16 protein-coding genes and 1 CRISPR repeat array are annotated in these 21,756 nt (G+C 36.2%); of the genes, 4 read left to right on the forward strand and 12 right to left on the reverse strand.

Annotated elements, in window-relative coordinates; all coding sequences use genetic code 11:
* Positions 1-141: 141 nt before the first annotated feature.
* The gene (locus tag F7O84_RS19585; protein ID WP_420886646.1) at positions 142-339 is read left to right on the forward strand and encodes a hypothetical protein; all 198 of its coding nucleotides are present in this window, start codon (positions 142-144) and stop codon (positions 337-339) included.
* Here F7O84_RS19585 and F7O84_RS09790 read toward each other — a convergent pair whose 3' ends face one another.
* Positions 340-1,086, reverse strand: coding sequence for a MerR family transcriptional regulator (locus F7O84_RS09790; protein WP_151144415.1), 747 nt, complete (start codon positions 1,084-1,086; stop codon positions 340-342). It abuts the gene before it with no gap.
* A 121-nt stretch (positions 1,087-1,207) separates the two neighbouring features.
* Between F7O84_RS09790 and F7O84_RS09795 the strand changes: the two genes are divergently transcribed.
* Both F7O84_RS09795 and F7O84_RS09800 read left to right on the forward strand, forming a co-directional pair.
* Complete coding sequence (locus F7O84_RS09795; RefSeq protein WP_151144417.1) at positions 1,208-2,578, forward strand: MATE family efflux transporter; 1,371 nt, start codon at positions 1,208-1,210, stop codon at positions 2,576-2,578.
* Positions 2,579-2,595: 17 nt separating this feature from the next.
* Entirely contained in the window at positions 2,596-3,129 is a 534-nt protein-coding gene (locus F7O84_RS09800) for a GNAT family N-acetyltransferase (RefSeq protein WP_151144419.1), read from the forward strand.
* A gap of 68 nt (positions 3,130-3,197) precedes the next feature.
* Positions 3,198-7,559: direct repeats of the CRISPR family, unit length 33 nt; unit sequence ATTTCAATCCACAAGAGCCTTGCGGCTCCTGAC.
* 181 nt (positions 7,560-7,740) lie between these two features.
* Here F7O84_RS09800 and cas2 read toward each other — a convergent pair.
* Genes cas2 through cas4 form a run of 3 tightly spaced genes read right to left on the reverse strand, consistent with a single transcriptional unit; the run spans position 7,741 to position 9,432 of the window.
* Positions 7,741-8,031, reverse strand: a complete 291-nt coding sequence (cas2, locus tag F7O84_RS09805; RefSeq protein ID WP_151144421.1) for a CRISPR-associated endonuclease Cas2 — start codon at positions 8,029-8,031, stop codon at positions 7,741-7,743.
* A gap of 10 nt (positions 8,032-8,041) precedes the next feature.
* The gene (cas1c, locus tag F7O84_RS09810) at positions 8,042-9,073 is read right to left on the reverse strand and encodes a type I-C CRISPR-associated endonuclease Cas1c (protein ID WP_151144423.1); all 1,032 of its coding nucleotides are present in this window, start codon (positions 9,071-9,073) and stop codon (positions 8,042-8,044) included.
* Complete coding sequence (gene cas4 / locus F7O84_RS09815; protein ID WP_243140857.1) at positions 9,070-9,432, reverse strand: CRISPR-associated protein Cas4; 363 nt, start codon at positions 9,430-9,432, stop codon at positions 9,070-9,072. The genes cas1c and cas4 overlap by 4 nt, the downstream gene beginning before the upstream one ends.
* Before the next feature lie 282 nt (positions 9,433-9,714).
* Between cas4 and F7O84_RS09820 the strand changes: the two genes are divergently transcribed.
* Complete coding sequence (locus tag F7O84_RS09820) at positions 9,715-10,890, forward strand: IS110 family RNA-guided transposase (protein WP_151141897.1); 1,176 nt, start codon at positions 9,715-9,717, stop codon at positions 10,888-10,890.
* 138 nt (positions 10,891-11,028) lie between these two features.
* On the opposite strand, the gene F7O84_RS09825 is transcribed toward F7O84_RS09820, so the two are convergent.
* The 8 genes from F7O84_RS09825 to F7O84_RS09860 all read right to left on the reverse strand — a co-directional run bounded on the left by F7O84_RS09825 (position 11,029) and on the right by F7O84_RS09860 (position 21,667).
* Complete coding sequence (locus F7O84_RS09825) at positions 11,029-11,301, reverse strand: CRISPR-associated protein Cas4 (RefSeq protein WP_330578760.1); 273 nt, start codon at positions 11,299-11,301, stop codon at positions 11,029-11,031.
* Complete coding sequence (cas7c, locus tag F7O84_RS09830) at positions 11,291-12,151, reverse strand: type I-C CRISPR-associated protein Cas7/Csd2 (protein WP_151144429.1); 861 nt, start codon at positions 12,149-12,151, stop codon at positions 11,291-11,293. Before cas7c ends, F7O84_RS09825 begins: the two co-directional genes overlap by 11 nt.
* Entirely contained in the window at positions 12,144-14,021 is a 1,878-nt protein-coding gene (cas8c, locus tag F7O84_RS09835) for a type I-C CRISPR-associated protein Cas8c/Csd1 (RefSeq protein WP_151144431.1), read from the reverse strand. The genes cas7c and cas8c overlap by 8 nt, the downstream gene beginning before the upstream one ends.
* Positions 14,022-14,759 (reverse strand): type I-C CRISPR-associated protein Cas5c, encoded by a 738-nt coding sequence (gene cas5c / locus F7O84_RS09840; RefSeq protein WP_151144433.1) that lies wholly within the window; start codon positions 14,757-14,759, stop codon positions 14,022-14,024.
* Between the two features lie 14 nt (positions 14,760-14,773).
* The gene (cas3, locus tag F7O84_RS09845; RefSeq protein ID WP_151144435.1) at positions 14,774-17,155 is read right to left on the reverse strand and encodes a CRISPR-associated helicase Cas3'; all 2,382 of its coding nucleotides are present in this window, start codon (positions 17,153-17,155) and stop codon (positions 14,774-14,776) included.
* Positions 17,156-17,368: 213 nt separating this feature from the next.
* Entirely contained in the window at positions 17,369-19,093 is a 1,725-nt protein-coding gene (locus F7O84_RS09850) for an ABC transporter ATP-binding protein (protein WP_151144437.1), read from the reverse strand.
* Between the two features lie 259 nt (positions 19,094-19,352).
* Positions 19,353-20,411, reverse strand: coding sequence for a bifunctional transcriptional activator/DNA repair enzyme AdaA (locus tag F7O84_RS09855; RefSeq protein WP_151144439.1), 1,059 nt, complete (start codon positions 20,409-20,411; stop codon positions 19,353-19,355).
* A 596-nt stretch (positions 20,412-21,007) separates the two neighbouring features.
* Entirely contained in the window at positions 21,008-21,667 is a 660-nt protein-coding gene (locus tag F7O84_RS09860) for a hypothetical protein (protein ID WP_151144441.1), read from the reverse strand.
* Positions 21,668-21,756 lie beyond the last annotated feature (89 nt).

The raw sequence follows: 21,756 nt of genomic DNA on the forward strand, positions 1-21,756 counted from the left end.
TATGATAAATTCTAGGATTATTTATGACTGGTCCATATGGATATTTTGTTACGCGTGTTTTACATATCAAGAGAACCTCTAAAACTTTTCTTGGTCAGGATGCCTCTACGAATAGTTTTATGACACCCGCTAGATATAACAATTACATGCAATTACTGTTTTAGGAAAAGAAACGAACCCTGTGACCATACCTACGATATTACAGGCTCGTTGTGTGAGAACAGGGACCTCTTTGCCATTGCAAAGAAGCTGCCCAAAATAGAAGTTGGCGATATTATAATATTCCATGACGCAGGTGATTATTTTCAAACCCTTGATTATCCAATTATCTATCAATAATCAAGAGCTCAAGATTTCTGCATATCCTTTGTAAAAGTCACAATGCCTTTCGTCATATGCAGAAAATAGATATCTACCAAATATATGTTTTGCTTCATACCCCATAGTGGATAGTTGATTGAAATGGGGTGCAAAATCCAAGGCAAGTGGATTTCCATATTGTACTGCCAAAGGAAATGTAATATATGATTGATTTTCATCTTTTGATTCCCATAGCAGTTGACTTTCCTTTGAATAGGATTTTGTCATACAAATTTCAGGCGCTTTACTGCCTTTTTCATAATATATAATATTTTCATATTGGTCATTGATGCAATCTGCCCATGCCTTTGGGCTATTATAATCAAAAGAATAAAGCTTTTCAAAATCGACTTTTTCGTGTTGGTATGGATTTTGTACTAGTTGCAGATAGCATTCCATATTCTGTATTCGATTCTCTAGTTCTAATTTAGAGTGCAACAAACGATTTATTTCTTCATTGATATTATTTCCTAATTCGTTCAAAATCTCTTTTAATTGGAGCGGATTGACTTCCTTTAACCGCTTCATTTCTTTAATTGGCATATTAATTGAACGATAATAAACCAAATCGGATAGTCCGACTAAGGTATGTCTTGAATATTCTCTATATTTATTACCGTCATTACGATTTAGATCAATCAACCCTTCACTATCCCAATAACGAAGGGTTGATTTTGGTACATTTAGAAGCTTTGAAATCTCTCCAATGGACAAAGGTTGTTTCATTTTTTTCTCCTTTTTTCTACTTAATAGCAATAGATTACTACAAATTCTATTGACATTCAAGTTACTTTAAGGTTTATAATAAACTTTGCTTAAAAAGTTTACATAGGGTAAAGGAGTTTTTATGAAAACGATTGATTTATTAAAAGATAATGTTAGAACGCTATTTTTTAGGTATTTGTTCCCTTCCATCAGTGCAACTTTGGTTACATCTATTTATATACTTGCCGATACCATTATGATTGGAAAAGGAATCGGTGGAGAGGCCGTTGCTGGTTTGAATATCATATTGCCATTATTTTCTCTTATGTTTGGAATCGGATATTTATTTGGTAATGGTGGTGCGATTTTAATGTCTGTTTCCCTTGGAATGGGAGATGAAAAAAGAGCAAGAGAATATTTTTCTACTGCCTTCTTTTTTGCTGGCTCAATCTCCATTGTTTTAATACTTCTTACTTATTTATTATTTGAACCACTGATTCGAATACTTGGAGTAACTGACGCTACGTATTTTTATGTCACTCAATATGGAAAAATATTTATTACCGGAATTCCATTTTTTGTTTTATCACCATTTTTGCAAATATTTGTGCGCAATGATAAGGCAGCGAAAAAATCAATGGCAGCTGTTATCACTGGTGGTGTTTTAAATATCATACTGGATTACATTTTTATTTTTATTTTCAATTGGGGAATGTTTGGTGCTTCTTTTGCAACGGTACTAGGAAGTTTTACTACCTTCCTTATATTATGTTCACATTTTCTTTCAAAGGAAAATTCGTTGCATTTTAGTAGAAAGAATATCATCTTGAAACGATTAAAATCTATCTTTGAAAATGGATTTTCTTCTTTCTTAGTTGAAATATCGTCTGGTATTGTTATCTTTGCTTTTAATCATCAGCTACTAAAATATACTGGCGTAACAGGCGTTACCGTTTATAGTATCATTTCCAATTCAGCACTTATTGTAAGTTCATTAATTAATGGTATTGCACAAGCTGCTCAACCAATTCTTTCAAGAAATTATGGTGCTAATTTAAAGAAAAGGGTACAATCCACACTACGCTATGGGCTTATAACAGCTTTTTTGACAGGCTTTATTATAATGATAATCGGATTATTTTTCCCTAGTATGGTGATATACGCCTTTCTTAATCCGACGGAAGAAATTTTTGCAATGGCAAAGCCCGCAATCCAGCTTTATTCTCTTGCGTTTCTTGGTATGGCAGGTAATATATTTTTAAATACTTATTTTCAATCCGTATTACAGCCAAAATTAGCTCTTTTGCTTAGTTTTATGCGAGGACTTATTTTAAACCTTATTATATTATACCTCTTACCACTCATATTGAATGTGAATGGAATTTGGCTTACTATGCCACTTACTGAGTTGATCACGTTGTTGGTTGCCTTGATTCTTTTAAAGAAATATATACCAGAGAATAAAACTAACGAATCAATGCAAGAGGGCATAGACAATGAATTTATTTCTTAAACAAAGGAGGTTTCTAAATGGATGCCACACTTAGATTATTAAAAAACGAGGAATTCCCTTCCTTATATCAACTGATGCAACAATCATTTCCTCCCTCAGAATTTCGTTCTTATGAGGGAGAATATTCATTGTTTGGGTACCCCAACTATCAGGTTTTGGTTGCAGAATCAGAGGGTGTTATACAAGCTTTTATTGCAGAATGGTTATTTGATACGTTTCATTATGTGGAGCATTTTGCAGTAAGTCCAAGCAGTAGGGGGAAAGGTCTTGGCTCAAACATACTTCGCTCTTACTTAAGTACAACCAAGCTACCCGTTGTTATCGAGGTCGAGGCTGCTGATACCGTTGAAGCTAAAAGACGAATCGCTTTTTATGAGCGTTTGTGTTTTAAACAAAGTGACATCGAATATCTACAACCTCATCTTCAATATTCTCCTCATGATGTTTTGTTACGTCTTATGGTACATCCTGTTGATGTGACGAAGGAAGAATTGCTTTTGATGAAGGAGTGCATCTTTGATGGGGTGTATCGTAAAGATTATTTAGGATAATTTTAATAAATGTTACATGCCTTTCGGCTCCTGACTCTGCTGTAGGTGGGTACTAACCATCCAATACAATTTCAATCCACAAGAGCCTTGCGGCTCCTGACTTGCCGGCATTGTTCATCTCCTTAATGTTTCACGTATTTCAATCCACAAGAGCCTTGCGGCTCCTGACCTTCTGGCGCAAAGTCAACATCAATATCACCAAGGATTTCAATCCACAAGAGCCTTGCGGCTCCTGACATTATTCGCTGTCTTACAAAACTGTAACCTAGATTATTTCAATCCACAAGAGCCTTGCGGCTCCTGACATTATATAATTCAGCATTAAGGGGATATATAGGAATTTCAATCCACAAGAGCCTTGCGGCTCCTGACTTATTCTGTTTTTATAAATTGGTCGGATGCAGCAATTTCAATCCACAAGAGCCTTGCGGCTCCTGACATATGTATATCCTTTCCAAGTCCTGTTCGAATGTAATTTCAATCCACAAGAGCCTTGCGGCTCCTGACATAATGCTTCTATTCCGCTAAGGTCCATAAAAGGTATTTCAATCCACAAGAGCCTTGCGGCTCCTGACAAATTGAAGGATTAAATAAGTTACTTGAATTTAAATTTCAATCCACAAGAGCCTTGCGGCTCCTGACTTACTTGTATTATTTATAACTTCTTTCTTTGATGATTTCAATCCACAAGAGCCTTGCGGCTCCTGACCAAGTGACATATTAGATAGAAAATAAGAGCAACGATTTCAATCCACAAGAGCCTTGCGGCTCCTGACGTTTAATCTTAAAGGTATAATATGTCAATATAAAATTTCAATCCACAAGAGCCTTGCGGCTCCTGACCATATGCCGTATCTTTTGTTAGCTTTGGATAAAGGATTTCAATCCACAAGAGCCTTGCGGCTCCTGACGAGGAATTAAGTGATTTATTTTACAATGTATGGTAATTTCAATCCACAAGAGCCTTGCGGCTCCTGACCTTTCGCTTCTTCTAATGTTAATGGCTTAATAACGATTTCAATCCACAAGAGCCTTGCGGCTCCTGACCATTTCCTCCGTGTAAGGCATTTCTTTAGTAAAATATTTCAATCCACAAGAGCCTTGCGGCTCCTGACCATCTTGCATATCCGCAGAAGTTATAGAGGTAAACATTTCAATCCACAAGAGCCTTGCGGCTCCTGACTTTCATCTGCATCAACAAAATATTGATAATGAGCAATTTCAATCCACAAGAGCCTTGCGGCTCCTGACTATGGCTTCATATGTAGGTATACTTTAGTAATTAGAATTTCAATCCACAAGAGCCTTGCGGCTCCTGACCATATATCTTAATGATGAAATGGTTGGTTCTATTATTTCAATCCACAAGAGCCTTGCGGCTCCTGACGGTAGCAACTTTAATAAGTAAGTCTGGATTCTCAAATTTCAATCCACAAGAGCCTTGCGGCTCCTGACTTGCATAACTGCTTGTACTACCTGTTATTTGGCTAATTTCAATCCACAAGAGCCTTGCGGCTCCTGACATTCAACTGTCATTGTACATTCAACTGATTCATAAATTTCAATCCACAAGAGCCTTGCGGCTCCTGACCTTCCAAAACTCGTGTATGTATACTATCCTGAAAATTTCAATCCACAAGAGCCTTGCGGCTCCTGACTGGACTGGGGATTTACAGTAATGGACTTCCGAGATTTCAATCCACAAGAGCCTTGCGGCTCCTGACGTAAAATAAATAAGGCTAATTCATCGGCTTATGATTTCAATCCACAAGAGCCTTGCGGCTCCTGACTATGTACAAGCGTACAACGGGCTTCCGTCTATCCATATTTCAATCCACAAGAGCCTTGCGGCTCCTGACCTGTACTTACTGCCCCATTATTATTACTAACTGTAATTTCAATCCACAAGAGCCTTGCGGCTCCTGACTCTGCTGCTGCTGCAACAATGCTTGATTGATTTACTATTTCAATCCACAAGAGCCTTGCGGCTCCTGACTTTCTTTTGTAATTATTGGCATATTATAATAAGATTTCAATCCACAAGAGCCTTGCGGCTCCTGACATTTTACAGGACAGCTTACTAGTGCACTAACAGAATTTCAATCCACAAGAGCCTTGCGGCTCCTGACGGTTTCTATTAGTCCTTTAAGTAATGTTCCTAGCGATTTCAATCCACAAGAGCCTTGCGGCTCCTGACAGCCATCTTAAATGACACTTCCTTTCTCTTAAAAAATTTCAATCCACAAGAGCCTTGCGGCTCCTGACTATATATCAGTGGGCACTTTGTATTTTATTGGAATTTCAATCCACAAGAGCCTTGCGGCTCCTGACATCTTCTATTCGACTTATAACAGACGATGGATATATTTCAATCCACAAGAGCCTTGCGGCTCCTGACGTGGCGCTAAAACGTATTATCATAATACTTGTAATTTCAATCCACAAGAGCCTTGCGGCTCCTGACTGTGTTTTTGTATAAAACAACATGAAAACAATAGATTTCAATCCACAAGAGCCTTGCGGCTCCTGACGCAATCATAAGGCCCATGACAAAATCGGCACCCATATTTCAATCCACAAGAGCCTTGCGGCTCCTGACTGTGCACAGTCACCTAAATCTCCAAGCATATTAAGATTTCAATCCACAAGAGCCTTGCGGCTCCTGACGCAAGTGCTGGAATTCTAGGGATACTTACTTTTGATTTCAATCCACAAGAGCCTTGCGGCTCCTGACCATCGGTAAATATATTTCTAAGTGATTCTTTTATCATTTCAATCCACAAGAGCCTTGCGGCTCCTGACCTGTTGCTGTTCCGTATCCTGTACGCTCAATAAAGATTTCAATCCACAAGAGCCTTGCGGCTCCTGACACTCTTCACTTTTAAAAATTTCGATTTGATTCATCATTTCAATCCACAAGAGCCTTGCGGCTCCTGACATATTTCACCGCCTAACCTATTGCAATAAAAGTGATTTCAATCCACAAGAGCCTTGCGGCTCCTGACTAACTCCACCCATTATATGTAGCACTTTCAGCAAAATTTCAATCCACAAGAGCCTTGCGGCTCCTGACATACACCGGAGTTATTCATTTTCCCCGCCATGCAAAATTTCAATCCACAAGAGCCTTGCGGCTCCTGACAAATCTTAGGGCACTAATGAGGTATAGTTCAGATATTTCAATCCACAAGAGCCTTGCGGCTCCTGACCATTTGTAGCACAATCTATGACATTTGCGGAATTAATTTCAATCCACAAGAGCCTTGCGGCTCCTGACGCAGCAATTACAATAAATATCATGGTCTTTTTAAATTTCAATCCACAAGAGCCTTGCGGCTCCTGACATTAATAAAATCTGCTATTTATACTGTCTCTAATATATTTCAATCCACAAGAGCCTTGCGGCTCCTGACATCTAAACTTGACATATTATTCCTCCTATCATATATTTCAATCCACAAGAGCCTTGCGGCTCCTGACTTTATCATTTTCATCTTCTACTTCATCAAAAAGTCATTTCAATCCACAAGAGCCTTGCGGCTCCTGACAATTTCTAGCGCCTTTATTTGCTCCTTTAATTGAAATTTCAATCCACAAGAGCCTTGCGGCTCCTGACTTGCCGACCACCAAGACCCTAAGATATATTTCAAAATTTCAATCCACAAGAGCCTTGCGGCTCCTGACCTTCTATTGCCCCTGCTGTTGATACTACCTCTAAACATTTCAATCCACAAGAGCCTTGCGGCTCCTGACAAGAGTTATTTATTAATGATCTAATTACGCTTGAAATTTCAATCCACAAGAGCCTTGCGGCTCCTGACCCTATGTATTGATAATTCATACTGCATTTCCATCATTTCAATCCACAAGAGCCTTGCGGCTCCTGACTCTGAAACAGATAGGTTTTTTTTAGTAATATTGAATTTCAATCCACAAGAGCCTTGCGGCTCCTGACGCTTTGTTATTACTAGCTGTCACATTGTTTATACATTTCAATCCACAAGAGCCTTGCGGCTCCTGACTAAATTCATCGAAACCATCAACCTCAATTCTGATTATTTCAATCCACAAGAGCCTTGCGGCTCCTGACGCTTGAAGAATTTAAAATTGACAAAGCTAAGTTTATTTCAATCCACAAGAGCCTTGCGGCTCCTGACATTAATTTCCAAAGCGATATGGCGTTTTCCATTTCAATTTCAATCCACAAGAGCCTTGCGGCTCCTGACCAGCTGCCGCGCCGCCAAACGAATCGATTTGAATTATTTCAATCCACAAGAGCCTTGCGGCTCCTGACTATCAATCTTCTGTAACTTCTATATGGTCAAATAAATTTCAATCCACAAGAGCCTTGCGGCTCCTGACCAATTTCTATTAGTCATTGGTGGATTAAATGTCTTATTTCAATCCACAAGAGCCTTGCGGCTCCTGACAGCAAAAGTAACCAATTTTTCTTACTTGTCAATTGCATTAATTGGCTACTATGTACACTAAATTACAAAAAAATAAGATTTCATTACTTATAACTCTAATTATTTTGATAATTTGTTTATTATTTTTGCGCGAGTCTCCTAGTATTTCAATGTTCACTTATGATTCGCACTGTATATAACTTTAAACAATCAAGCTTCCTTCCACATCAAATGATTCCTTCGCACCAACATGTTCAATTTTTGATTTATAGTTATTACCTAAATAATAGAATCTTAAACTATCCTTATCTTTATCGATAATCTTTTCCAAAATATGTTTTACTTCCTGACATTTTCCATAATCCATTACACATTCAAATACAGAGTTTTGAACTCTCCTTCCATAATTGACACATTGCTTTGCAACTTTTCTAAGCCTTGTCTTTCCGGCATTGGTTTCTGTATTTACATCATACGTAATTAATACCATCATATTCTCTCACCTACTTCCACAAAAATGGCGGATATCCATCTAAATCACCCCGAATAAAACGAGCAAGTAACATAGCTTGTACATATGGAACAAGTCCCCACTCAATGCTCTCCTCTAGGAAAGGATGCTTTATCTTCTCTTGCTTTCTTTCCTGCCAGTTCTTCAAGACTTCTTTTTTTGTTTCATCCTTCATAACTATTGCACCACTTTCTTGTTTATCAAATCCGTGTCCATTTATAATTCGCTTATTTATTAATGAGATAACAAAACGGTCTGCGAAAATAGAACGCAACTCTTCCATAACATCTAGCGCTAAAGAAACTCTTCCAGGACGATCCCTATGAAGAAACCCCACATAGGAATCTAATCCAACTGTTTCCAGAGCTGCTGCAACATCATGTGCAAGTAAAGTATAGGTAAAAGAAAGCATAGCATTTACATTATCAAGAGGGGGTCTTTTATTTCTCGTATGAAAATAAAACTCTTCTTTCTGCTGTAATATTAAGTCGTCCATAATAAAGAAATACCTAGAAGCAGCCTCCCCTTCATATCCTCTTAGTTCTTCTAAAGTTGTCGCACCCTGAACTAACCTAAGACTATTCTTTAATTGGCTGGATACTGATTGAAATTTATCTTCTTCTATGCGAGCTGCATGATCACGCAGTGCTCTGTTAATTACACTTCTTGTATTATGAATTTTCCCAATAATACAGTTCTTTGCAATCTCTAAGCTTTTATCTTCGCTATCAGCAATACGATACTGCTCCCTTCTAAGAACTACATTTCCCTTTGTCTCTCCAACCACACGTGCTAAAAAACGGCCGTTTTGACTTAAGAATGTAAGCGCAATATTTCTTTTTGCACACTGCCCCATAAATGCCGGACTAGCCCCTGTGTATCCAAATGTGACTACACCTTCTATGTTGTGTAACGGAACTCGGATACGCTCTTTGTCTTCAATCAAAACTACAACATTTTCACCATCAAGTGATAAATAAGCATTCGGTGATGTTACATATAATGTATTCATTAATTTTCTCATTGCATACCTCCTCCAAGATTCTTTTCCATATATTCTGTAACTGAAATCTTTTTGTTTAACTTGGGAAGGCAAACTTCTGAAAGAGAGCACGCCTTGCATGCTTTTGATACTTTAACCTTTGGTGTATGCCTTTTATTATATAACTGATGCATCCGTTCAAAAGTGGTACTTACCTTTTGTCTTAACTCCAAGTCAAACTCAATCATCACTCTTCGCTTGGATTCTCCATAATACAAATAACCTTTCTTAACTGTGCAGACTAGCATTTCCTCCAAACACATAGCCTGTGCGCAAAGCTGTAACACATCTGCATCATGCTCTTTTGGTTTTCCCCGTTTGTATTCTACCGGTATGGGCAAGTACCTTTCCTCATAATTCTTTAATGAGATACCTTCTCGTATTATATAGTAGTAGTGTTTATAGTCCCTCTCCAAGGACTGTATGCTATACTAATGGAGATACTGTGGATTGGTGCTCACCTTCTACCACTTGATGGTTACAGAAAGACTCCAACCACAATCTCTTTGTATATTTGTTAATCAGTTAGATACCGCATGACGGTTTATTTAGAACGAGAATACAATCGCAAGGAGTATCCGTGGTTCCAAACAGTATCAAATACATTTCAAAGGAGAATTGCTATGATATACGCAGGAATTGATATTGCAAAGGATAAGCATGATTGCTTTATCACTAACTCAGATGGTGAAGTGCTCTTTAAAGCATTTACCTTTCCAAACAACCGAGATGGTTTTGATGAACTCTATCAGAAAATCATATCCGTTACAGATGATTTAACCGAAGTAAAAGTAGGACTTGAAGCCACAGGACACTACAGTTATAACATCTTGGGATATCTTCTTGATAAAGGTCTGACCACCTTTGTTATCAACCCGTTACATACCAACCTTTACAGAAAAAGTCTAAGCCTTAGAAAGACGAAAACGGATAAAGTTGATGCCCATACGATTGCTACAATGCTTATGTCTGATGTGAACTTAAAGTCCTACTCAGACACATCTTACCATAATGAAGAATTGAAGTCACTAACTCGCTATCGTTTTGATAAAGTTAAGGAACGTGCCAAGTTAAAAACCTCCATTTCCCGTCTTGTTACAATTCTTTTTCCAGAACTGGAGAAACATGTGCCAACACTCCATATGGCATCTGTTTATGCTTTATTATCTGAGTTTCCAAGTGCATCTGATATTTCATCAGCTCATTTGACTAGGCTGACAAATCTACTTTCTGTTTCTTCTAAAGGTCACTATGGAAAAGATACTGCTAATCTTTTCAGAGAAGCAGCAAGGACATCCATTGGTTCTCATATGCCTGCCAAATCTCTGGAACTAAAGCATACCATCAGACTGATTAAGGAACTAAATTCTGAAATCAATGAAATTGAATCCCAAATCAAATCTATCATGGACAATATCAATTCACCAATTCTAAGCATTCCAGGTATCAACTACCGTATGGGTTCCATGATTATTGCTGAAATCGGTGATTTTTCTTATTTTGATTCTCCTGATAAGATACTCGCTTATGCAGGTTTATCACCATCTACTTATCAATCCGGTCAACTAGATTCTTCCTATGCACGCATGGAAAAACGGGGTTCCAAATATCTACGATACGCTCTATTTAACGCAACTATATTTGTGTGTCATTGGGATCCAACCTTTTCAGCTTACCTTGCCAAAAAACGCTCTGAAGGTAAGCATTATTATGTTGCAATATCACATGCTGCTAAAAAACTCGTCAGAGTAATTTACCGGTTAGAAAAATCCGGACAATCCTACATCAAAGCAGCTTAAGTTTTTAATAAAAATGTCTCCTTATTGAGCACCTGTTAAGATGCTCTATTTGTCATGCAGTTTTCAATGTTCAAATATATGAAATGCATATCCGCAATTCATTCAAAAAAATATCATTTTAGACTTGACTTTTAATAGTTAGTCTTTATCTTTGTGAAATTCAACCACATCACAATCACCTCGTACTCCCAATGTTCTGGAAAAAACAGACATCCCCCTCGTAATAATTTTATTATTTCTTTTTTCTGTAAAACCCTTGTCATGAGCATTTTGATGCATAATATTTCCCAATATGGTAAAATAGTTTTCTGACCATTGTTGTTCAATATGGATCAATGCCCACTGTCTTGGACAAAAGGAATAATGCTGAATTCCTGAAAGCATTAGGTAGTCTTCTTCTCTATATTCCATCATATATTGTAGGCTCAAGCCCCTCCAAAGCATTCAGCGTAATTGAATAATCATCATAGCTATTAGGTGTATCATCTAAATCATCATTTTCTTTTATTACTAAAGAGCGGTGCACTTTCGCTGAGGAATATTGGCCTATTTTACCATTATGACGCCACCAATAAACCTTACGCACCTCCATACTTCCATCTGGTCTAGCCGCAGATGCATCGTTTTCAAACAGTGAAATCAGTGCTTGTTTTATTTTTTCCGCATCTTCTTCTGTGAAACCAGTCTTTTCAGCCAATTGAGTATTGATACTTCCATTAATCCGGTACAACCCAAACTCAACACGATATTTACTTCCCATGGTATCCGAGGATTTATTCCCCTCCTTATTCGGTTCACTATTTGTACTCTTTGTAATCTGTAAGTCCATAATTTCTATGGGTGAGATACTAACACCTGTATGAATCGATACAGGCCCCCTTACTCCTACCGATACCTTATTATCTTTAAATGCAAATACTTGTCCAAAGCTTCTAACATCTATCCATTTTTCTGAAGCTTTTTTTACATAAGCATCCTTATCTTTTGCTTTTAATGCCTCCTCAAGCTCCTTGCAATTTTTGGCTCTTTCACTCAAACTTTTATAACCATCCACGCATCTTTCGTCTGATTGGACAAAGATTTCTTCTCCCATATCTTGTAATCTATTCCTAATCTTTCTTTTAATGCATACATCTGACATTTCACCATATCCTTCAAAATCTTCTCTTGGACGGTTACCGTTGAGCGGGTCACCATTTGGATTTGCCTTTCTAACCGTAATTAAAACCGAAAAATCAATCTTACTTTCTAACTTACTCATTTTTTTGCCCTCCATCCTCATTCTCTCTTTTCATTTTCCACAATTCACTCAGTTGACAATGATATCCTAATAATACCAATTCTCCTAGCTTTTCTTTTTTTGTATAATCCCCTTCTTGAAAAGAATCATAGATTTCTTGAAACTCTTTTTGGTACATCACTTGTAACTTTCTATTTAGCTTCTTTTCATAAGAATGTAACTTTTTATAAATGTCAAGCCAAGTTTTATTAGGTCTTTTAATCATCATATTACGATATCGTTCTGCATTGGTTATTCGTTTGCCTTGCTCCTCTTTTGTATAGGTATCATATTCAAGCTTGTGGGCTACGGCTAACAGCCTTCCATATAAATAATCTCTATTATGGTTTTCACGATTTAAACTCATCGAATTGCACTCCCCTTTCTTATTTTTATTTCTATCTTGATAGTCTTTATATATCAATGCACACGCAATTTCCAATATTTTTCTTCGATTCAAATTATTAAAAGCTTGTGCACGACATGCATTTTCAAATGCAGCTTTTACAATATCCCGTGGTATCTTTTTCCCATAAACAATGCAAGGAATCAAGCGTTCTATCGTTATCTTTATTAATTTGTCTTCTACGTATAACAATTCATTTCTTTCCACTCCATAAGCCGCTTTGACAATATCTTCTGGCATTGGTGCCATAGGTTGTGCCGGAAATGCTTTCTTATAACTCATGATCCAACAACAAGATGTATGCCAGTGAATTAAATGATTCAAAAACTCAGACCCTTGTATTTGTTGGTAATAGATTACCGAAAGCCTCCCAGGTGTCGCACCATCCAAAGCCATTACCACAACCTGCTTTAAAGGATTATTTAGATTTGCAAAGCATCCTTTTATTGCACGGTTGACTTCTTTTGCATAAGATTCTGCAAAATCAGCCGTCTGATTTATTTGCGCTCCATATATGGTATCAATCGTGTCGTACTTAAGATAATCAGGCAATTCCTCATCTTCGGGATTCCAAGTCACCACACACATACCATATTTTTTATATCCTTGTCTTTCGATTAACCATCGAAGAGCATTATGAGCCTCCTGTGAAGATACATATCCAATAGAAAGTGCTTCATTCTTATTTGTAAAACGTCCTCGATAGGTAAATCCAGTACTATCATTTGCCGATATTAACTTTGCTTTATCCCCACTATACCGAATCTTTGAGGGATGCTTATCCGAACAAGGCATATATTCTCCTGTAATATAATCTAAGTCTACCTCTTTAAATTGCTTTAGATAAAAATTGATATAATCGTCGTAGACCGCCTGCTCCTTCCATACTTCTCCTAGACCTAAAACCATTTCGTCTTGGATTCGAAATCGTATAAAGGCATCGTTCTGGTTTATTCCCTCTATCTTTATCGTTTCGTCCAATCGTCCATCTTCTCCCGCTACTAATACTCCTTCATTTATTAAGTCTTTAACCATTGTCCTTTTTTTTATGTATGAGTAAATTGCAGTTACATAGTTATGACTGCCATACCTTATCCATTTCTCTAGTTGCTCCAAATAAGCCTGATAATATTCCTCAGCCTTTTTCTTTTGATCATATCTATAAAAGTCTCCGGCTACATAGCATAGCTTATCCATAAGAGGATGTGGAGCAATTCCACTCGCTCTACTACCTGAATCTTTTGTAACAGGAATAATTGTTACTGCCTCTATCTTTTCTACTTTCCTGGCACTTTTCCATTCACCTTTTAAATTAATGACAATTTCAACCTGAGCATTTTGAGTCGAGTGAGCAATTGGTAACAAAACACAATCCATGAAATCTTTTCGACCTACATAGTTCCTTGCCTTTTTATAGGTTTCTTGCAATATTTGCATTGCCCCCATTTAAAGTACCCCCTCTTTGTTTAATAATTCTTCAAACTCCTCTAAACCTGAAAAGTTATTTGAATTAAACTCCTTTTCTTTCATGTCACTAAGAATTCTACGTATGCTACATTCTTCTGGTCGAATGAATTCAACAACACCTTTTTTCATAATCGGGCACCAGAATCTGGATGTAATTCTCCCCTTTTCTTCCTCCCTTATCGCAAGGTCTGGATAAGTCAATCCATGTACCATGAGACCAAATGATAGTTCTTCTAACTGATCATATGCACCTACACCTTTACCAAAACTGCAAGGTTCTACATATCCTTGGCATTCTCTTGTTCCCAAAAAAATATCCCTTCGCCCGCCTCTTTCAAGCATTCTTTTCGCCATAAAAAAATGCTTATTTTCGTTTCTATCCTTAGCCAATTCTTTACGATTTTCATTCCATTCAAAATGTGCCTTTATCTGATATTCTACATCTCTTAAATAAGTATAATAAGACAACGTATTTCCCCCTGCATATTCAATGGGTCTAATACCTGATGACTCCGTCTGTATCTGATTCATTACCCTTACTTTGTCGATTACCCATACAAATGTTGGTTTCCAATAGATACTCTCGACAATTCCCTTCAACGCTTCATAGGTGGGAATCTGGTACGAAAATTTTTCTCCGCCAATTCGATTAATAGGGTCTGAAAATAACGCCTTCCTCCCATATACCTTAAATTCAATACTGTTTTCCTTATTCACTTACTTCCCTCCTGTTAAATATTTAAAAAGTTTGATTTCCCTTCTGTTACCACACCAAGACTATTATCATAAAAGCCACTTGCCAATGCTAGTATTTGTCCATTATTTAGTGGGTAAATTGCATTCAACCGTGTTAATTTTTCTATTTTGTCTTTATATAGATTTACGGTAAAGCGTTGCCCCTTTCGAATCAATTTAATAATCTCTTTTCCTGATAGTTTTCCATTTAATCGATTGATAATATCCTCTCCTTCCCCGTATGGTACCAATACTGCTGTTGTATTCTGATTAATAACGCAAAAGCTTTTTCCTGCTAATTGGAATGCCTGATAGAGTGCTAAATCAGGCTCTTTATTTCTACCATTTCTTACAAAAAAAGCATGGCTACCAGTCCAGTTGCGACTCAATAAATCAACTAAATTTGTATTATGTTCTTTGATCTTGTAACACATCTCCTGTTTTTGCTCTGGGTCAAAATAATACCTTTGATAATATGCCTCCAAAGCAGGTCTTGACAGTATATCATTGTGAAAGATTTCTTTATGATTATCAAAAAGCTCAATGACTGACTCACAACATAAGGCTCCTTTTCTAGTCTGTTCTAGCCTTCCTAAACGCTCCTCTTCATAATGGATCAGATAGGCTACTCCCTCTTTCTTCTCACCATTACGGTTACACCTTCCTGCTGCCTGTGCAATGCTATCAAGACCTGTATAGGAGCGAAGGACACATTCAAAGGATAAATCGACACCTGCTTCAATCAGGGAGGTGCTAATACAAACCAATGTTTTATCCATTCCATTCTCCTTAATGTAACGAATACACTCCAGTCGATGTTCTGGACACATATCAGTACTTAAATGAATTAATGTGATCTCTTCTCCTTCTTCCTCCTTGATTCTTTTGTATTCATTATAAAGTTTCTTTACGGCTTCTATTGTATTTAAAATGACAAGAATGCTCTTATACTCTTTTCCTAATTGATTCAAAAAAGATCCCAGTTGTTCGGTATTATAGACACCTTTTTTCGCTTCAATTCTTACTCTTTTTAGTTTCTGATATAGATCATCCGAATTAGACATCATATCAATAGGAGTCGAATAATGAATAGGTATTTCAATCTTTTCTAGAATTGGTTGAGTTGCTGAGCATAAAACAATAGTTGTATCGCACAGATAATGCAGATAATTCATTGCCATATTAAAACTGTATAACATTGTAATCGGTAATGATTGTATTTCATCAATAATAATAACGGAATCGGACAAATTATGAAATCGCCGTATTGAAGATGTTTTTCCTCCAAATAAAGTATTTAAAAACTGAACAAATGTTGTTATAACAACAGGTGTATCCCAATTTTCTGTTAAATGACGATACCGGTTTTGCGCTTTACTCTCATCTTCCTCCCCTATCAATACATTTGAATGATGTTCTAAAATAGCATCATCTATTCCGAGTGCATCTCGAAATACTTGGCTATTTTGCTCCAGTATACTCAAATAAGGTCCTATATAAAAGACACGTTTTTTGTGATACCTCTTGGCATGATGGATTGCGTAACGCATACTACTTAAGGTCTTTGCTCCTCCTGTTGGAACAGCTAGCCGATAGATTCCAGATGGTCTGTCTGCAAAAGCAAGGCATTCATTCGCTATCTGTCTTCTTATCGCAAATATACCTTTATCTCTTGGAAATTGATTTAGCTTCTCTTCAAGATTTTTTGCCATATCACTCCAAGAAAACTCACCAATTTCTAATACAGTGCTATCTCTATCCCCACAAAAAACAGCTGTATCCAATCGATCTGCATCAATTAAAATAGATAATAACATTCTAGTCACGAGCCCCATTAAAAATGGTTCAAATAATTCATGCTGTTCTATTTTATTTTTTATATTATGTACTTCTTCCATAGCCAAAGCAAATTTTTGGTCAATATCTTCTACAGAAATGCCACTTTGTTCAAAGTTATGTAACACTTCTTCGTAATCTAAGCCTTCCAAATTTTCAACTCTTTTTCGAAAGCAATCTTCTCCTTGTACTGACATACAGTCATTTAATCCATGATGTGATAAAATTGCTTCACAAATCATTTGAGCTGTCAGCTTTTGTAACCCATTGTTTTTATAATATCTTTGATAAATATAAATAGCTCCAGCCGAACTATGGTTGACATTGCCTCTTACCTGTCTTTCTTCATTGTAAAATGCGTTTTTTAAATATTGTGCAAACTTTAATCTAAATTTACCCATATCATGAAAGAGTGCCGTTAGGTAGGACAAATTTTCCATACCTAACTGACTTCCTATCTGCTTTGCATATTTTGCAGTTCCTTCTAAATGACTAATGATACTTTGTTCCTGATTCGTGTCAGGATGAATATGTGCAATCAACGAACTCCCCCCTTATATAGTACTTTTGACACTTATAAAATACTGACTAATAATGTTATAAAATGTAATATTTAAATATATTATAGTATGTTTATTATATTATCTCAATATTTTAAATTTCTTTTTGTATAAATCCTGAAAAAAAGGATACTGCATGAATACACAACCGTAATCATCCAATATCCTTTTACTTTCCTTAAGTCGAATCCAATCTTATGAAGCCTGTGTGGCATGAAGCTTTGCATAAAGTCCACCACTATGAAGTAATTCTTCATGCGTTCCTATCTGCACAATCTTAGTTCCATCTAAGACAACAATCTTGTCTGCCTTTCGTATGGTTGACAAGCGGTGAGCAATCACAAAGGTCGTTCGCTCTTTTGAGATTTCTTCTAATGCTCCTTGGATTTCTCTTTCTGTCTTCGTATCCAGTGCAGAAGTTGCTTCATCTAGAATCAGTATGGGAGCATTTCGAAGGATTGCCCTTGCTATCGAAATTCTTTGCTTTTGACCACCCGATAAGCGAACCCCTCTTTCTCCAATCACGGTATCATAACCTTGCTCTAATTCATTGATAAAATCATGAATTTTGGCCGCTTTTGCGGCTTGTATGACCTGTTCTTTATCAGCATCTTTATGCCCATATACAATATTTTCGTAGATAGTTCCGTTAAATAAAAAGGTATCTTGTAACACCATTGAGATGTTATTTCTAAGACTTGACAAGGTTACTTTTTTAATGTCTACTCCATCTAAGAATACAGCACCCTCTTGCGGATCATAAAAGCGGTTTAATAAGCTTGCAAACGTAGTCTTACCTACTCCTGTCGCTCCTACTAAAGCAATCGTTTGACCTGCTTGAATGGATAAATTAATATTATTTAAGATTGGAGTGTGTGCATCATAGGAAAAAGAAAGGTTTTTAAATTCAATGTTTCCTTTTACCCTATTTAACTTTGTTGCATCTGCAAGTTCAATCACATCCAAATCTTCGTCAATTACTTCAAAGACACGGCGTAACCCTGCAGTTGACTCACCTGCCATTTCAACCAATCTAGAAAATGTATTAACTGGATTGTAAAACATACCAAGATACATGACAAAACCAACGATATCGGCAATCGTAACTTCTCCCTTTGATACCAATTGTCCACCAAATATAATTACCACTACCGTTCCAAGCGCCGTAAAAAAAGCAAGCAATGGAAACGTAGTTTCAAAAAAGAAGCTAGCTTTTAAGTAAGCCTTTGCATGGAGTAAGGAAAGTTTTGAGACTTTTTTTCTTTCATACTCTTGGCGGTTAAAGATTTGAATTTCCTTGATACCAGATAAATTATCCTGAACCGTTCCTGATAGCTCTCCCCTTACTTTCGAGTTCTCCTTCCACACTGGCGCAATCTTTTTACTTTGCCATATCGTAATTCCAATTAAAAATGGAATGGTAATCAAACTTACAATCGCTAACTTAACGTTAATAGAGAATAATAAAACTCCTACTCCTACAAATGTTAAAATGTTCACTACAAAGTCAGGTATAACGTGGGCTAAAAGTCGCTCCGCCTCCATTGCATCATTTACTACTCTTCCAGTCAAATCACCTGTACGACTTTTACTATAATAGCGAAGGCTCATATGCTGTAATTTACCATAAAGGGTAGTTCTAAGGTCTGCAACGTAATGAAGTGCCGCATGATGATTCATATAACCAGAAGCAGAACTACCAATGGCTTGCGTTGCCGTTGATAATAAAAGTAATAGACCAATTCGTAGTGCTTCCTTTGCAAAATCATCACTACCTTTGGATGCTATATTTGAAAATTCTCTCAGCGCCCAAGGTGTATAAAACCCAGCTATCGTTGCTATCACAATTGCAATCATAGCTGCTATTAAAAATCCCCAATATGCTTTTGCCCCTTGCAAGGTACGCAGGGTAGTTTTCATCGAAAAAGTCCTCCTAGATTTTTTACTCTTTGGTTAGTTTTATTTCTTACTTGTTAGTTTTATCTAACCTGTAGTTATCCTAGCACATCAAGATTTTTATGTCAATCTTATGCCCTGCCTTAAGTATAAGTAGGAAAAGCCATATATAGCGGAAAAAGCTTGTGTTATACAAACTTTTTCCGACCTACATATGGCTTTTTCTATCAAAACGGATTGTTATTATCTTGTTTTGGATTGGTAGCAAATAGAAATTCTGTTACTAATTTCTAATGCTTTTTAACTTTTGTTCCAGGCTTAACAGATATTTTTTTCTCTCCACTCCACCTCCATATCCACCTAACTCACCATTTGTTTGAATCACTCGATGACAGGGAATCAAAATCGCAATTTTGTTTGCACCATTGGCATTTCCTATCGCTCTTACCTTGTTTTTGTTTCCTAACGTACTGGCTAGCTCTTGATAAGAAACGGTTTGCCCTATCTCAATGGTTTCTAACAAATTCCAGACTTGAATTTGAAAATCCGTTCCATCCTTATATAAAGGAATATCAAACTGCGTTAACTGCATGTTAAAGTATAACGCTAATTGTCGTTCTAGTTCTTTGTTTATCTTTGTATTTGATACCAAAATTCTAGCATTATGTTTATTCCTAAGTCTCTCAATTTCACGCTCTAACCCTCTCCTATCCATGAACTCTAGTAGATATAAGTAGTTCTCATCCGTTAGGCTAAACATTCTTCCAATTGGCGTTGCAATTATATTTGCATAGATTAACTTGATGTTTGCTTTCTTAGGCGGATTTCCCATAATTTTAGTAAACGCATCATGAAAAGCACTAGGAGATTCATATCCCAAAGCGACTTGTTGGTCAATTACTTTTTCACCTCTTAATATCTCTTTGAATGCAATTCCCATCCTTCTAGCTCTTGCATATTGGACAAATGTCATTCCATATATTTCGTTGAACTTTCTTCTGGCTGTTGCTGAATGAATTCCTAGTTCCCTAAAATCAGATTCTTTCCATCTTTTCTCTGGATGCTCCTCCACCGCTTGAATTAGCTCTTCCACTTCTTTTGGAATGCTGTTTGGATAAGATAGGGGAGAACACCTCTTACAAGGTCGATACCCAGCAAGTAACGCTTCTTGGGCAGTCAAATAGAACTCGCAATTTTCATATTTGGGCTTTTTGGCCGTACAGGTAGCATGACAAAAGATACCCGTTGATTTAATCCCTGCAAAAAAGGTTCCGTCATACTGCGGGTCCTTCTCTACCAATGCTTTATAATATTCTAGCTTTTTTTCTTCTGATGTAACCATCGCAACACTCCTTCTTCTACATAACAGGAACCTGTTCTTATTATAACAGGAAAATGAGTTAAAAAATCTTTGTTATTTATTTTTACTATAATCGTTTTTAAGAAGGAATGCTTTCGAAAAATGAACAAGTATTTTTATTTGAACCTATAAAGATCATGTTTGAATGTAAGAAATTAATAATTCCTAAAACTCTGAATATTATTTTGAAATCAAGATGATTCAAGAATATATGCGCCAAAATAACAGAATAATGGTAGAACTATTAGAAACTTCCTAGAGTGACATTTATAACTTTTATGTGAATAGTTGATTTTTCTATAAAGCTGTGATACACTTCCAAGTTGTAGCTCATTATTACTATGCTACAAATACTATCGTGTGTTCGCGACCTTCCACACGTAAAACAAAACTTTTAAGGGATGAGATTTATGATAGGTCATAGTATACTATAGCCGTTTAAGATACTGGATTTTATTACATGGTGTTTCATGATGGGTTATTATAATCTGTGTAAAAACTGTGTAGTAGTTGCTTAGAAAAATAATCCCATACAAGAACGTAAAAGTTCTTGTATGGGATTATTTAGTTTATTAAATTCATATTTTCTTTTTAAAGTCAAATTCTAATTTATGTAAGGACTGTTCATTACATACTAACTCATATCTTTTATAATATTTATTATATAGAAAATTCATGTTTCCTATTGGTTCAGATTCACAAAATGGACATTTGCAACCTTTTATTTGATAAATAATGCCATCAATATTTTTATATAATTTTCCAACATTCCTATATTCTTTTAATGATTTATATGAAGCATCTTTACTACTAAGCATACTAGTTATTTCTTCGTAAGCTACACTAATGGCTTCTTTTTTTGATTGGAATTCTGTAAATCTCCCCTGTTTATTTAAAAATAAACTTTTAATAATGTCTGTGACAGAGGAATATATAAATACAAAAGCTATAATCACAAAAAATAATAGTATAAATAGAATAAAAAATGTTACTCCTAAATTAAAATTATTTTTGTCAAGAATTATTTTAACTATATAAGATAATCCGCTAAAAGCTGTACCTATTAATAATTCTATTATTTTTTCTTTTATTATATCCTTAATCGAAGTTTCATTTTTTGCAAATTTAACAGATATCTCTCGACTGTCTGTATTTGTGTTTATAATAGTACCAATAGTGGCACCACTGTAATCAGTAATAGCACCATTGTTATCCCCCTTAATTTTAATATCCCTCAATTAACCGCCCTCCGCAAAAGTATTTCCTGGAACTATTATAATAAATTTTTACAAAAATATCAATATATGTATACTTATATGTTGAATTG

It is taken from the genome of Candidatus Galacturonatibacter soehngenii (assembly GCF_008830185.1).
Lineage (GTDB): Bacteria > Bacillota > Clostridia > Lachnospirales > Lachnospiraceae > Lachnotalea > Lachnotalea soehngenii.